This is a genomic window from Arthrobacter sp. NPDC058127 (assembly GCF_042884555.1).
GTDB lineage: Bacteria > Actinomycetota > Actinomycetes > Actinomycetales > Micrococcaceae > Arthrobacter.
In genome coordinates this window covers 16,117-30,471 of the sequence record NZ_JBHVTT010000013.1, presented here as the reverse complement: position 1 = coordinate 30,471, position 14,355 = coordinate 16,117, and the positions used below count along the sequence as shown (strand labels likewise).

Here is a 14,355-nt window from a genome sequence, read left to right as displayed (position 1 = left end):
CATCCTGGAGGGCACGCCACATCCGTGCGTGGGGCTCAACCGGACACTGGCGACTCCACCCCCGGCCGGAGGTCGGCTGCCAGCGATGAGACTCGGACCAGCCCCTGGTCGAGGAACTGCAGATCGGCTCCGATGACGACGAAGGCAGCCCCGCGCTCGGTCCACCCTCGTGCATCGGGTTCTGCAGCTGCGAAGATACCGAACGGGACCTTGTGGCGGGCGCAGGCCGAGGCTACGGTCTCGATCGCTGCGTTCACGTCGGGGTGCTTCAGCTGGGTGAGGTGGCCCATGCTCACGGCCAGGTCTGCCGGGCCGACCATGATCAGGTCCAGACCGGGGGTTGCGAGGATCTTGTCGATGTTCCGCACCGCGACTGGGCTCTCGACCATGACCACGGTCAGGATCTCCTCGTCCGCCCGGGCGATGTAGGAGGACCGTCCGCCGTCGAGCCGGGCCGCGCGCCGCGGCCCGAAGCCGCGGACGCCGGCCGGCGGATACCGCGTTGCCGCCACCGCCGCCGCACATGACGCGCCGTCGACCACCCCGGGAATGACGACACCCTCGGCGCCGAGGTCGAGGGCGAGGCCGATGGCTACCGGGTCGCAGTCGGGGACCCGGACGAGATTCGTGCCGGGGGCGCTCCGGAGGGCGATGAGCTGATTCTGGAGCGTCTCGCTGTTCACCGGGGCATGTTCGGTGTCGACCATGACGAAGTCGAGGCCGGCGCCGCCGATCATTTCGGCGACGAGCGGATCGGTGACGGTCAGCGCAACCCCGAAGGCGGTGCCTCCCGAGCGGATCAGTGACTTCACCTTGTTGTCGCGCATGTCTGTCTGCCTTTCTTTTTGGATGAGGGGACGCAGTTGCTTATCCAGTTGACGACTTGATCGGGTCAACCATATAGTCAAGTGTATGCATTTTTGCATGTAACAGAAAAGGGTGGGATGTGGGCAGAATCGGTGAAGGTCGGCTGGCCGGGAAAGTCGCGTTGGTCACGGGCGCTGCACAGGGGATCGGCGCTGCCATCGCGCAACGGTTCTGGGAAGAGGGAGCAAACGTCGTCGTCACCGACCTCGCCCTCAACCTTGCCGCCGTGTTCCTCGATGACCGGGAGGACCGGGTCTTGCCCGTCGAGTTGGACGTTCGCTCCGCAGAAGGATGGCGGCGGGCGGTCGCAGCCGCGGTACAGGCCTTCGGCCGCGGCCCGGACGTGCTCGTGCACAACGCCGGCGTCATGGTCCCCGGCACGGTGGAGGGTCCGGACCTCACCGCCGTCGCCCATGCGTGGGAGGTCAACTTCCTCGGGCCAGTGCTCGGGACGGCGGCCTGCGTGCCTGCCATGAAGAATGCCGGGGGCGGGGCAGTGGTCGTCCTGTCGTCGATCGCGGCAACGACCGGAGCAGCCGGTTATATGCCGTACGCGGTGAGCAAGGCGGCCAGCATCCGCTACGTGAACCTGGCAGCCCATGAGCTTGGCGAGTATGGGATCCGGGTCAATGCCATTCTCCCCGGCGGGGTTGAGACCGCGATGAGTTCGCGGTCCGACTTCGCCAGCCGGGACCTCGATGCGCTCTTCGGGCGAATGGCCGTGCCGCGCATCGGGCGACCTCGTGAAATCGCTGACGCCGCTCTCTTCCTCACCAGCGAGGAATCCAGCTATGTCACCGGCACGACGCTCGTCGTCGATGGCGGGCAGACGCTCGGCCCGGTCCGCCCTGAGCGGTCCACTCCAATCAGTACGAACGCCAACGGATAGTGAGGGACGAAATGTCTGCACTCAACAGCGACGTGGTCCGCCTCGAGTCGCCCGACTTCTACATCGAGGACCGTGAGACGGTCTATCCCCGGCTGCATGCCGAAGCTCCGGTCTTTCGCTACGAACCGCTCGACATCTTCGTCCTGTCCAAGCAGGAAGACATCCGGCATGCGGCCCGGGAAACCGAGATCTTCTCGTCTTCGCGTGGACTCCACCTCCATGAACTCCGGCTGGACCCGGCCGAGAAAGCTGTCTACGCGACGATCTACCACAAGGACGGAGAGCAGTTCGCGTACGCGGACCCGCCGCGCCATCGTGAGTTGCGCGGCATCGCGTCACGCAGCTTCGCTCCCCGTTCGCTGGCCCGTCTGACGGCTCGGATGCAGGAGCATACCGCCCGGCTCCTCGACAGCATCGAGCCCGGCGAGCCGGTGGATTTTCTCTCCGCCGTTGCCGCCGTCCTTCCCATACAAGTTGCCCAGGACTTCATCGGCTTGCCGGAAGGCAACGAGCCCCAGGTCCTGCGGTGGAGCAACGCGCTCGAGTCGCTCAAGCTTGTGCACGGACCCGATAACCTGCGTGCTGCAGTTGCCGAGCTCGGGACGATGAACGACTACTTCCGGGAGCAGATCGCCTACAAGCGGGAGCATCCCGGCGAGGACCTCATCTCTTCGTTGCTTGAGGCTGAACTGGACGGGGCGCCCCTGTCGGAGGCAAACCTGCTCATTTACTGCGGAACCTTCCTAGCTGCGGGCAGCGACACGACGCGGTCGCTCCTTTCAGGCATGCTGCACGCCCTCATCCAGCACCCCGCCCAGTGGGAGCTGCTGCGCGCCGATCGGTCCCTCGTTGAGGCTGCGGTCGAGGAGTCCCTGCGGTGGACGACCCCGGCGCGCGGCTTCATGCGGACAGCCGTCCAGGACACGCAGATCCGGGACGTGGAGATCAAGGAGGGCCAGCGCGTCTACCTGCTCTTCGACGCGGGCAACCGGGATGCCGAAGTGATCCCCGACCCGTGGACCTACGACATCACCCGGCCGCTTCCGATCCCGCATATGGCATTCGGCTACGGGATTCACCAGTGCATCGCCGGCAACCTCGCCCGTCTTGAGGCGCGAATCCTGCTCTCGGCACTGCTCGACAGATTCGAGCGGGTGGAACTGGCGGGGGAGCCGCGGGAGATCCGCCAGTTGCTCCGCGCCGGCTGGCACGACATGCCGGTCGTCTTCGATCCCTCTGCCCGATGAGCCGACCCGCAACGACCACCAGCACCCAGACGAAGGAGAGCTAACCATGTACATAGTCGACACCGAGGCCACGCCCTACGAGCTGGTTTCGAAGGCCAACCGGCCCGGACGGATCGTCCGAAAGCTGGTCAAGGAGGGCGAAGTCTCCCCGGGCATCGGCTTTACCGCCGACCTCGTCCGTTACGAGGGCGGGCAGGGCACCCCCTTCTCAACGCCGCGACACCACCACACCTTCGACCAGATCCGGTACATCGTCAGCGGCACGGCCGACTTCGGAAACGGTCAGGAGGGATCTGACGGGCAATCGGGATACTTCCCTGCCGGAGCGTACTACGGTCCCCAGGTCATCAACGAGGCCGAAGTCATGCTCATCCAGTGGGGCCCGGACTGGATGAACAGGGCAGACCATGACGCCACGTACGCGAAGATGCTCGAGACCGGGGAATTCAAGGACGGTTACTACGTCACGAAGGACGAGCACGGCAACGAGGTCCGCGCGGACGGCCGCAACGCAGTGTGGGAGACCTTCACCGGCAAGACCATGGTCTACCCGACTCCCCGCTACGGTCAGCCGGTCCTCATGGATCCGGAGGGCTTCGGCTGGCGCCCGGCGGGGGAGGGCGTCGAGGGGAAGGTCCTGGGCACCTTCACCGAGGACGAGGTCTATGTCGCCAACTACCGCTGGCACGACGGCGGGATCCTCGAACTGACACCGGAGCGGCTTCAGCTCATGTGGATCATTTCCGGAAAGGCCCAGATCGACGGCGAGACGGTCGGTGCGCGCACTGTCGTCTTCTCCGGGATCGGCGAGAACCTCCGCATCGAAGGAAACGCCGAGACCCAGGCCGTCGTCTTCGGGCTGCCGACGCCCCAACAGGCCTGAACCGAGAACCTCACCAACCGACATTTTGCTACACGAACCAAATGCGCCGCAGCCGCTTGGCGGCGGCGGACGCCTGATCACAGGAGAGACTTGATGACCACGGTTACCGGCACGTCCGTGCCTTTGACACACCTCGACGCGTTCTACATCGGAGGAGAGTGGGTGAGGCCATCGAGTGACGACTCGGTCGAGGTCATCCAACCCGCCACGGAAGACGTTTATGCAACGGTCCCCTTCGCCCGCGAGTCGGACATGAACCGTGCCGTCGCAGCGGCGCGGGAGGCCTTCGACAACGGTCCCTGGCCCCGTCTGACCCACAAGGAACGCGCCGGGTACATGCGCGCCATGGCCGACGAGCTGCGCAGGCGAACCGACGACCTCGCCGGAATCTGGGCCTCGGAGATGGGCATTCTCCACGTCGACGCGGTGACCCGCGGAGCGCGGATCCCGGGCATCTACGAGACCTACGCCGGATTCGCCGACACCTTCGACTGGACCGAGCGACACGAGCCGGCGGGCGGCGGCTTCGGCCTGCTGCTCCGGGAGCCCGTCGGCGTCGTCGGCGCGATCATCCCATGGAACGCTCCGATCGTAGCGGCGAGTTTCAAGATCGCCCCGGCCCTGATCGCCGGCTGCACCGTTGTCCTGAAGTCAGCGCCGGAGGCGCCGGTGAGCGCGTACCTGCTCGCCGAAGTCGCCCACAGCGTCGGCCTGCCGCCCGGTGTCCTGAACATCGTTACTGCCGATCGCGAAGTCTCCGAGCTCCTGGTCCGCAACCGGGGAATCGACAAGATCAGCTTCACCGGCTCCACAGTGGCCGGCAAGAAGATCGCCGAGATTTGCGCCCAGCGTGTGGCCCGGGTCAACCTCGAACTCGGCGGCAAGTCGGCTGCCCTCGTACTCGATGACTACGACGTCGCCACCGCAGCAGCCTCGTTGGCAGGATCGGCGACCGAGCTCACCGGCCAGGTCTGCTCGGCACTGACCCGCGTCATCGTCAGCCGCCACCGACACGACGAGCTCGTCGAGGCGCTGAGCGCCGAATTCGCCAAGGTACGCGTCGGGAACCAATTCGACGCGAACACCGACATGGGCCCCGTCGCGATGGAGCGCCAACTGGACAAGGTCAATCAACTCGTGGCCGAAGGCATACAGCAGGGTGCAACCCTGGCCGCCGGTGGCCGTCGACCCGAAGGACTCGAACGCGGCTACTTCATCGAGCCCACCATCCTCGGAAACGTCGACAACCACTCCGTCGTCGCGAGCGACGAGATCTTCGGCCCGGTCCTCAGCGTCATCCCGGCGGACAACGAACAGGACCAGATCCGGATCGCGAACGACAGCCGGTACGGCCTGAATGCCGCAGTCTTCACCGATGACGAAGACCGGGCCTGGGAGTTCGCCCGCCAGATCCGGTCCGGCACCGTCGGCCACAATGCCCACCGGAATTCTCACGCGATTGCCTTCGGCGGCTTCAAGGAGTCCGGCATCGGGCGTGAGGGTGGACGCGAAGGCCTGATGCCCTACACCGAAACGAAGGTCATCATCCTGGATCGAGAGCCGAAGAACGCTGTCTGAGACGCATCGATGACCAACTCCTCCCTGCCCGAGCTCACGTCAGAGAACGTGCAGATTGAGAACCCCGAGATGTATGGGGAGGGTCGTGAACGCCTCTACGGGCGCCTCCAGCAGGAGGCGCCCGTATTCCACTACAAGCCCCTGGACGTCTTCGTGCTCAGCCGGCATGAGGACGTTCGGTTCGCTGCGCGTACGCCGGAGGTGTTCAGCTCAGGTCACGGGCTCAACCTCTCCCAGCTGCGGCTGACCGAACCGGAGAAGGATGCCTATTCGGGCTTCTACGGCGCTGGCGAGCAGCTCGTCTTCGCGGATCCGCCGCGTCACCGCGAGCTGCGCGCAGTCATCTCGCGCAGCTTCGCTCCGGGGCGGACAAAGAACGTGGAGGCGTATGTCGCCACGGAGGCCGAGCGCCTCGTCCCCGACCTGCCCGTCGGCGAGCCGGTCGATGCAGTCGGCCGACTCGCCGCGGTGCTGCCGGTGCGCACGATCGAGTACTTTCTGGGGTTGCCGCCCGGGCAGGATGACCGCGTCCGAGTCTGGAGCGACGCGCTCGAACAAGTCAAGCTTGTACGCGGCGCTGAGGCCATCCAAGGTCTTGTCGGTGTCTTTGCGACGATGGACGACTTCATCCGCGAACAGATCGAGGAACGACGCTCCTCACCCGGCGAGGACTTCATCTCCGGACTCCTTACGGCTCAACTCGACGGTTCCCCGGTCCCTGACGAAACCCTGCTCACCTACTGCAAGACACTCATCGCCGGGGGTAGCGATGTCACCCGAGGACTGCTGTCCGGCATGATCCACGCGCTCGCCGAGCGACCCGATGCGTGGGCGAGCCTTCGGGCCGCCCCGGACCTCGTTGACGGGGCCGTCGAGGAGTCGTTGCGCTGGGTCACTCCGGCCCGGGGATTCCTTCGCACGGCCCTTGAGGACACGGAAATCCGGGGTGTGCCAATCCAGGCAGGCCAGCGCGTCTATCTCCTCTTTGATGCGGCGAACCGTGACCCCGAGGTCTTTCCTGATCCGTGGACGTTCGACGTCGAACGGCCTGAGGCGAAGAAGCATCTCTCGTTCGGCTTTGGAGTCCATGCGTGTGTTGCTTCGCACTTGGCGCGAACCCAGGCCCGGTCGCTCTTGGCCGCGTTGTTGCGCCGCTTTTCGACTCTGGAGATTTCCGGCGAGCCGGAGCGAATCCACCAGGTCCTCCGGAACGGCTTTCATTCCGTCCCGGTCATCTTCTCGACCTGATCGCGCCGAGGCACATCGCCGGCGGCTTCGGGGCGACTCAGGTCAAGCACGGCCCGGCGATGTGACCTCGGAGCGTCCCGGGCATGCGCCCGGTCCGACCGCGGTTACTCGAAAAGCATGATCGCAGCAGCCGGGCAACCCTTTGCTGCAGCTCTGGCAGAGATCTCGAGTTCGCTTGGGACAGGTGTATCGATCGCGGTGGCGATCCCGCCGTCGCCGAGCTTAAAGGCGCCGGGGGCGTCGATCGCACAGAGGCCATGGCCCTCGCAGATATCGGGGTCGACCCGAATTTTCATTGTCATCTTCCCAGTGTACGCAAATATGTGTACATTGATGAAACACAATGTGATCTGCCTCATCTGAGGACCCAGGGCTCCTCCGATGACTCGGAGTCGCCTGTGGCGACCGGGTCGCAGACGTGGGGGGGCGCGATGCCTCAGGACATGGGGTCGGTCGCCGACGGCGAAGAAGGCCTGGATACCCAGCGTGTTCGCCCTCGGCGGAGGCTTGTAACATTCAAATTGGAAGGTAAAACGTGAGATCGACAAAGATGTTGACCATGGCAGTAACGGCTATCGTGATTGGCAGCACGCTTGGCGCGTGCGGCGCTGGGAACACAGCCGGCGCTGGGAACGCAACCGGCCCTGATGGAACGAAGACGGTCACGATTGGCATCATGACCCCCCTGACCGGACCGGCTTCCGCCTCCTTTGGCCAGCACACGCTCGATGCCGCGAACGCCCGCATTCAACTCGCGAACGACACCAACGAGATACCTGGCGTGAAGCTCAAACTCGTCACCCAGGACGAGGGAACCAGCGTCGACACCTCGACCAACGCGCTCAAACGCCTCGCTGAACAGGACAACGCTACGGTCGTTCTCGCGGCAGGCGTCTACTTCTGGGGCTCGTACCGGTACGCGGTCCAGCAGAACATTCCGGTCGTAGGTGACTGCATCGATGGGCCCGAGTGCGGGTCTTCCGCGAACAAGACAATTTTCGCTACCTTCGGAAGCTCGGACAACGACTTCAAGAGCTACACGGGCCTGCCGGAGTACTTCAAGCAGCAGGGCGGAACGAGCTACTGCGGGATCAGCTACGACGCACCTTCACCTTCGGCGAACGGAAAGGCGATGGCGGGCTCAGTCGCGGCGGCGGGCATCCCGGTGAAATACACGAACTTCGCCATGCCTCGTGGGGCCGCCGATTTCTCGGCACTTGCCCTGTCCATCAAGCAGTCAAGCTGCGACATCCTCGCCGCCCAGATCCAGGTCGCTGACGCGATCGCGCTCTACACAGCAGTGAAGAGCGCCGGCGTCGCCCTCAAGAGCACGTTCGTTCAGGGCGCCTACGGCCAGGAACTGCTCAAGGACCCCTCGTCGCTTGCGGCCGCACAGGGCCTGACCGCCACCTCCGGGACGATGCCGTGGTCACAGAACACTCCGGGCGTGCAGAAGATGAAGGACGCACTCAAGAAGTACGCGGGCTGGGACTCGCCACATCCGGCGGCGGGCTTCCAATGGGGTTGGTTCACCGCCGACACCGCGATCGCCGGGATCAAGAAAGCCGGCAAGGACGTGACCCGGGAGTCCTTCGTCCAGGCATTGCGCACGGTGACTGACGACAACCACGACGGCCTCACCTGCCCGGTCGACTACTCCAAGTTCGGGACGACCGCACAGCAGTTCCCCGGTAATTGCACGTGGATGGTGAAGGTCCAGGGCAATGACTTCGTGTCGGTCACCGGTGACAAGCCGATCAAGATCGAGCCGATCCCCGGCACGAAGAACTCCTAGTCTGACACCAGAACGAGAGGACTCAACGATGAGTACGCTTGCCGGCAAGGTTGCCTGCATCACCGGGGCAGCCCGGGGGCAGGGACGTAGCCACGCCCTCGCGCTCGCCCGAGAGGGCGCAGCAATCATTGCCATCGACTCCTGCGCACAGGTGTCCACGGCCCCCTACCCGCTCGCCACGCAGGACGATCTCGCCCAGACAGTCGCCGAGATTGAGGCGATCGGCGGGCGAGTCATCCCGGCCGTCGTCGACGTTCGGGACGCGGAGGGTCTCAAGGCCGCAGTTGATGCGGCCGTTGCTGAACTCGGCCGGCTCGACATCGTTCTCGCCAACGCCGCGATCAGTACCCCGTCGCCGACCCTGACCATGGACGAGCAAGTCTGGCAGGACACCATCGACATCAACCTGACCGGAGCCTGGAAGACCTGTCGGGCAACGATCCCCCACATCGTCGAGGGCGGCCGGGGAGGTTCGGTGATCTTGACTAGCTCGGCAGCCACCACGATGACGTCCGAGAACATCGCCCACTACACGGCGTCGAAGTACGGACTAGTCGGCTTGATGAAGGTGCTCGCCAAAGAGCTCGCGCCCCAGAAGATCCGTGTCAACACGATCCATCCGAGCGGAGTGCAGACCCCAATGATCCTCAATGAACCCATGTATCGACTATTCCGGCCAGATCTGGAGAATCCGACCCGCGAGGACTTCGAAGAGTCTGCACGCAGCCACAATGCGATGGGCTTGTTCGCACTTGAACCGGAACAGGTCTCTGCGCTCATTCTCTTCCTCGTCTCAGAAGCTGCGCAGTGGGTCACCGGAAGTACTTATGCCATGGACGGCGGGGGGTCTCTCTCATGAGCACCGTCACACCCGCAGACCCGTTGAGCGCCGACCTCGCCGAGCTCGTCCGGGTCGAGGATCCTGCCTTCTACGACGAAGACCAGTATGCGGTCTATTCCCGGCTTCGTGACGTTGCCCCGTGCTTCCGGTACGAGCCGCTCGATATTCACCTCATCTCGCGGATGTCCGATATTCGCTATGTTTCGACACATCCCGAGATCTTCTCCAACACCGGGGGCCTCACCCTCAATCAGGTCCGGTTGGCCCGCAGCGGCTCGGTGGAGGCCTTCGAACGGTTCAACGACCCCGAAGGCGAGCTCGTCATCACGAAGGACGCCCCTCGGCATGGTGCCGTGCGCAAGATCATGACCCCGGTCCTCGCTCCCCGCTACCTCTCCACCTTCCAAACGACTCTGGAGCGGCTATGCCGCGAAGTCCTCGATGACGTGCCGCTCGACGAGCCATTCGACTTCGTCACCGTGGTCGCGCAGCGCCTCCCGCTGCTCGTCGCGTCCGCTCTCCTGGGCGTCGCCGAGACCGACATCGACATCCCTAAGATGCAGACCTGGGTGGACGCCCTTGAGGACCTCACCCGGGTGGAGGACACCTCCGACTTGGAGGAGCCGGGCCAGCGGTTCGACGAAATGAAGCGGTTCCTCGCAGACCAGATCGAAGTGAAGCGCACCGCGCCCGGCAATGACCTGATGTCGACCTTCCTCACTGCACATCTCGATGGAAATTCGGTCTCCGACGCCGTCGTTCTCGCGCACATCTCGACGCTTATGTCCAACGGCGGGACGACCCGGCTCATGTTCACCAGCCTCGCGGCGCGGTTCGCAGACAACCCCGAACTCATCGCCCAATGCCGTGCCGAGCCCGACCTGCTCCACGCGGTCATCGAGGAGTGCCTGAGGATGGACCCACCCGCCCGCGGGTTTGTCCGGACCGTCCGCGACAACGTCACCGTGGGCGGAGTCGATCTGGTGCCGGGTGATCGCGTCTACATGCTCTATCCGTCAGCGAACCGAGATCCCGAGGCGTTCGATCGCCCCGACGAGTTCGACCCTCGGAGGACCTGGACGGCGAGTCACGCAACCTTCGGTTTCGGATCGCACTTCTGCCTCGGCTCCGGGTTGGCCCGTATTGAGGCCCAGCTGTTGTTTGCCGAGTTCATCCAGCGCTTCGACGCCATCGAGCGCAGCGGCCCAGCCAAACCGTACCCACATGTTCAGCTCAACGGCTTGGCGTCCTTGCCGGTCACGGTCCGCCCACGCTCCGGAGCCCTCCCGAACCCACCGAGAACGGAATCGTAACCATGCTTGGCTTCATACTGGCCGGCCTTGTCCTAGGCGGCATCTACGCCATTTCGGCCGCGAGTATCGTCGTGACCTATGAATCGGCAGGGGTTCTCAACTTCGCCTTCGGCGCGCTCGCCTTCTTTGTCGCGAGGACTTACTACTACCTCTACGTGACCCTGGGCTGGAATCCCATCCTTGCTGCGGTGATGGCGATCCTTGTTCTCGCCCCGGTCCTTGGGATGTTTCTGCAGTTCGCACTCTTCCGTTTTCTCACTCAGGCGTCCCAGCTGACGAAGGTTGTAGCGACCATCGGGATCGCTGTCACCCTGCCCGCCGCCGCCGAGTTGCTCTATGGAAACCAGGCGATTCTGACGTCACCTGGCCTCGCGCCGCCCCCGGTGCCCGTGTATCACCTAGGTGAGGTTGTCGTCACCCTCGACCAGCTCCTCACCTACGGCTGCGTGCTGCTCGTCCTCGGTCTGGGTACGTACGTCCTCCGCCGGACGACTGTCGGGCTGCTCGTCAGAGCAACGGTTGACTCCGAGGCGATGACGTCCCTGTCCGGAATCAGCCCCTCACGGATTTCTTACGGGGTGTGGGCTGTCGGCACCACGCTGGCAGGACTCGCCGGCGTCCTTGCTGCGCCGATCCTCAACGTCGGCTCGGTGGAGAACTACACGCTGCTTACGGCCTCCGCCTTCGCCGCTGTGGTCGCGGCGCGGCTGAGGAGTCTTCCCCTGGCTGTCGCCGTTGGCCTGCTCATGGGCGTTGTCGGTTCATTGCTCCAGTGGCTCCTGCCGACCTCGCAGGGCTGGTCCGCGAACGTCATCGCGAGTGTCCCGTTCATCATGGTCGTCGTCTTCCTCCTCTACTATTCGCTCCGCGGACGGGTCGGGGATGCGGGCCGCGGCGGGAAGCTCGATGCAGCGATCAGGGCCGACAGCACCCCGTCGGCTGCGCATGAAGTCTCAGTGGGTCGCCGCACGCAAGAGGGCCGGTTCGGGCGGGTCCTGCGCTTCGGTGTCTCTCTCATACCGCGTAACCTCTTCGTCGTCGTAGCGCTGGTCCTTCCCCTGCTGCTCTCGGGATATCGGGTCGGGCTCGTCGGCCAGGCCTGCGCGATGGGCATCATCTTCCTCTCCTACACACTGTTGACCGGACAGGGCGGCTTGATCTCCCTCTGCCAGATCACTTTCGCCGGGGTCGGAGCGATCACTACCGGACAGGTCGCGACGGACTGGGGCCTGCCTGCCCTTGTCGGGGTTGCGCTTGGCGCCTTCATCGCCGGGATCGGTGGACTCATCGTTGGAGCCCTTACTGTGCGGATGGGCAACTTGTACGTTGCCCTCGTCACGCTCACCTTTGGGCTCATGCTCTCGGCCGTCGTGTTCCAGATGGACCGCTTCACCCAGGGCGGGAGCGGAGTCGATGTACCGCTCCCCGGCTTCCTTCCAGACAACGGCACGATGGCGTACTTCATGCTCGCCGTCTTCGTCGTCGTGAGCCTGCTTATCACCGCGATCCGTTCCTCGACGTCGGGGATGGCGTTCAGCGCGATCCGGGACTCCGAGAGCGGTGCCCGGGCCACGGGCATCAGCGTGCAGCGGATGAAGGTGGCAGCCACCGCTCTCGCGGCGGCGATCGCCGGCCTCGGCGGCGGGCTGCTCGCGATCTTCAACGGGGTTGCGCTGCCGAGCTCGTACGATGCGATCGTCGGGATGGTCTGGTTCGCTGTTCTTGTCACGAACGGCGCCAAGACGGGCAACGCGGCTCTGGCCTCAGGGCTGTTCCTCGTCTTCCTCCCCGATATCTTCTCCAGCCTCCTGCCCGTCCGATTCGGGCCCGTCCCGACTGTCCTGTTCGGCCTCGGAGCCATTTTGCTCGCCCGCAACCCCGGCGGTGTCATCAGCCTGAACGGGCGGCAACTCCAGGGCTTCGGCCGCCGCATCCTGGCGCTCGGGAACCGGTCCAAGCCCGCCGTCTCTGTCCGAGGAGGAGTCTGATGTCTTCAACGACTAAAATCATCCGCGACGCACCAACCGTGCTCTCTGCCGACGCCGTCACCGTCCGCTTCGGCGGCATCCACGCCCTGCGAGGAGTCGACCTCAAGGTTCAGGCGGGCACCGTGGTCGGGTTGATCGGACCGAATGGTGCTGGCAAGTCGACACTTCTCGGCGTCCTGTCGGGCTATGTCCGTCACCAGTCGGGTCAGGTTAGGCTCGATGGGGAGCTCGCAACCTCCCTCCCGCCCGCAGCCCGGGTCAGGCGCGGGCTCGGCCGAACCTTCCAGCAGCCGGAGGTGTTCGGGGCGCTGACGGTTCGCGACCATCTCAGGCTGGCTCGTCGGCTCGATGTCAGCCCTTTGCGCGTCTGGACTGATCCCCTGACCGGCGCCCACCTGCGCCCTGATCCGGCTGAAGACGCTGTGGTTGGCGAGCTGATCGAGCTGCTCGGTCTGGCGGAGCTTGCCGATCGACCAGTCGGGGGACTCCCTCTCGGAGTCTGCCGGCTCGTGGAGATCGGTCGTGCGTTGGCGACCGGCCCCAAGGTCGTCCTGCTCGATGAGCCTTTCTCCGGCCTCAATGCGACCGAGTCACGCCGGCTGACCGACGCGCTCGCGCGCGTCGTTGCCTCCCAAGCGGTAGCGATGCTCTTGGTCGAGCACGATGTGGACATCGTCTTCGAACTGTCCAGTCGGGTTTATGTGCTGGACTTTGGCAAGATCATCGCAGAGGGAACGCCAGGCGAGATACGTCGCAACGACGCCGTACGGGCGGCATATCTTGGCGAGGAGCAGGATGCTCTGGAGCACACAACACGCACGGTGAACCCCCGTGAGGAGAAGCTGGCGGCGCATGAGGCGCCGGTGCAGCTCCACGTCGAGGGCCTCACGGTTCGCTATGGCTCGGCGCAGGCCCTCGAGGAGGTCACCTTCAGCGTCCAGCAGGGTTCCGTGACTGCGCTCCTCGGTGCGAACGGTGCCGGCAAGAGTACCCTGGCTCGAGCCCTCTCCGGGCTGATTCCCGTCGACTCGGGGCGGATTGAGTTCGAAGGGGAGGATCTTGTCGGCCGTCCGGCCCACGAGATCCGCCGGCTCGGGCTCGCCTACCTGCCGGAGGGGCGTGGCGTCTTCCCTGCACTCACCGTCAAGGAGAACCTCGACATTGCGGTTCAGCATGTGGACAAGAGGAGGCGGACGGCTGCGATCAGCGGGGCCATCCAGATGTTCCCGGTGCTGGGCGACCGCCGCAATCAGCTCGCCGGGACACTCTCAGGTGGTGAGCAACAGATGCTCGCTCTGGCGCGCGTCCTTGCCGACCCGCCCAAGCTACTCATCGCCGACGAAGTGTCTCTTGGTCTCGCCCCGAAGATCGTCGATGAGGTATTTGCCGGGCTAGGCCGTGCGATCGACATGGGCGTGTCGCTCATCGTCATCGAGCAGTTCGTCCACAAAGCCCTTGAGCTGGCTGATCATTGTCACTTCCTTCGGCGCGGCCGCCTGCTCTGGAGCGGTCTGGCGAGCCAGGCCCGCGGCGAGGTCATGGACCTCTACCTCGGCACCGCGAACGAAGGCCGCGCGGAGGGGATCGAGATGCGGGCCGGGTAACGATTTGGTCTGCAGATGGTGTCTGTGGGGAACACCGAACTGTAATGTATGCAAAAATGGATAAAGTAATTTCCACGGCCGAGAAACTTTGCGATGAGCGCA

At 64.7% G+C, this 14,355-nt stretch carries 12 protein-coding genes; 10 read left to right on the top strand and 2 right to left on the bottom strand.

What is annotated here, in order from left to right; all coding sequences use genetic code 11:
* Positions 1 to 35 precede the first annotated feature (35 nt).
* Entirely contained in the window at positions 36 to 827 is a 792-nt protein-coding gene (locus ACFVTG_RS16565; RefSeq protein ID WP_390282010.1) for an HpcH/HpaI aldolase/citrate lyase family protein, read from the bottom strand.
* Positions 828 to 946: 119 nt separating this feature from the next.
* On the opposite strand from ACFVTG_RS16565, the gene ACFVTG_RS16560 reads away from it, so the two are divergent.
* The 5 genes from ACFVTG_RS16560 (at position 947) to ACFVTG_RS16540 (ending at position 6,712) form a co-directional block, all read left to right on the top strand.
* Positions 947 to 1,756 carry an SDR family NAD(P)-dependent oxidoreductase gene (locus tag ACFVTG_RS16560; RefSeq protein WP_390282009.1) on the top strand — a complete coding sequence of 270 codons (810 nt, stop codon included), beginning with the start codon at positions 947 to 949 and terminating at the stop codon, positions 1,754 to 1,756.
* An 11-nt stretch (positions 1,757 to 1,767) separates the two neighbouring features.
* On the top strand, positions 1,768 to 3,003 hold the full coding sequence (locus tag ACFVTG_RS16555; protein WP_390282008.1) for a cytochrome P450: 1,236 nt from the start codon (positions 1,768 to 1,770) through the stop codon (positions 3,001 to 3,003).
* Between the two features lie 46 nt (positions 3,004 to 3,049).
* The gene (locus ACFVTG_RS16550) at positions 3,050 to 3,886 is read left to right on the top strand and encodes a hypothetical protein (protein ID WP_390282007.1); all 837 of its coding nucleotides are present in this window, start codon (positions 3,050 to 3,052) and stop codon (positions 3,884 to 3,886) included.
* 93 nt (positions 3,887 to 3,979) lie between these two features.
* On the top strand, positions 3,980 to 5,464 hold the full coding sequence (locus tag ACFVTG_RS16545; RefSeq protein WP_390282005.1) for an aldehyde dehydrogenase: 1,485 nt from the start codon (positions 3,980 to 3,982) through the stop codon (positions 5,462 to 5,464).
* 9 nt (positions 5,465 to 5,473) lie between these two features.
* Positions 5,474 to 6,712: a cytochrome P450 gene (locus tag ACFVTG_RS16540; RefSeq protein ID WP_390282004.1), complete on the top strand. Its 1,239-nt coding sequence runs from the start codon at positions 5,474 to 5,476 to the stop codon at positions 6,710 to 6,712.
* A gap of 104 nt (positions 6,713 to 6,816) precedes the next feature.
* On the opposite strand, the gene ACFVTG_RS16535 is transcribed toward ACFVTG_RS16540, so the two are convergent.
* Positions 6,817 to 7,014: a ferredoxin gene (locus ACFVTG_RS16535; protein ID WP_390282002.1), complete on the bottom strand. Its 198-nt coding sequence runs from the start codon at positions 7,012 to 7,014 to the stop codon at positions 6,817 to 6,819.
* 248 nt (positions 7,015 to 7,262) lie between these two features.
* Here ACFVTG_RS16535 and ACFVTG_RS16530 point away from each other — a divergent pair, with 248 nt between their 5' ends.
* From ACFVTG_RS16530 to ACFVTG_RS16510, 5 genes are read left to right on the top strand one after another with little or no spacing between them, the layout of a single operon-like run.
* A complete protein-coding gene (locus ACFVTG_RS16530; protein ID WP_390282105.1) occupies positions 7,263 to 8,507 on the top strand; it encodes an ABC transporter substrate-binding protein in 1,245 nt (414 codons plus the stop codon).
* A 28-nt stretch (positions 8,508 to 8,535) separates the two neighbouring features.
* Positions 8,536 to 9,366, top strand: coding sequence for a mycofactocin-coupled SDR family oxidoreductase (locus ACFVTG_RS16525; RefSeq protein ID WP_390282001.1), 831 nt, complete (start codon positions 8,536 to 8,538; stop codon positions 9,364 to 9,366).
* A complete protein-coding gene (locus tag ACFVTG_RS16520; RefSeq protein ID WP_390282000.1) occupies positions 9,363 to 10,661 on the top strand; it encodes a cytochrome P450 in 1,299 nt (432 codons plus the stop codon). The genes ACFVTG_RS16525 and ACFVTG_RS16520 overlap by 4 nt, the downstream gene beginning before the upstream one ends.
* A gap of 2 nt (positions 10,662 to 10,663) precedes the next feature.
* On the top strand, positions 10,664 to 12,649 hold the full coding sequence (locus ACFVTG_RS16515; RefSeq protein WP_390281999.1) for an ABC transporter permease: 1,986 nt from the start codon (positions 10,664 to 10,666) through the stop codon (positions 12,647 to 12,649).
* Positions 12,649 to 14,253 (top strand): ATP-binding cassette domain-containing protein, encoded by a 1,605-nt coding sequence (locus ACFVTG_RS16510; protein WP_390281997.1) that lies wholly within the window; start codon positions 12,649 to 12,651, stop codon positions 14,251 to 14,253. The genes ACFVTG_RS16515 and ACFVTG_RS16510 overlap by 1 nt, the downstream gene beginning before the upstream one ends.
* Positions 14,254 to 14,355: the final 102 nt, after the last annotated feature.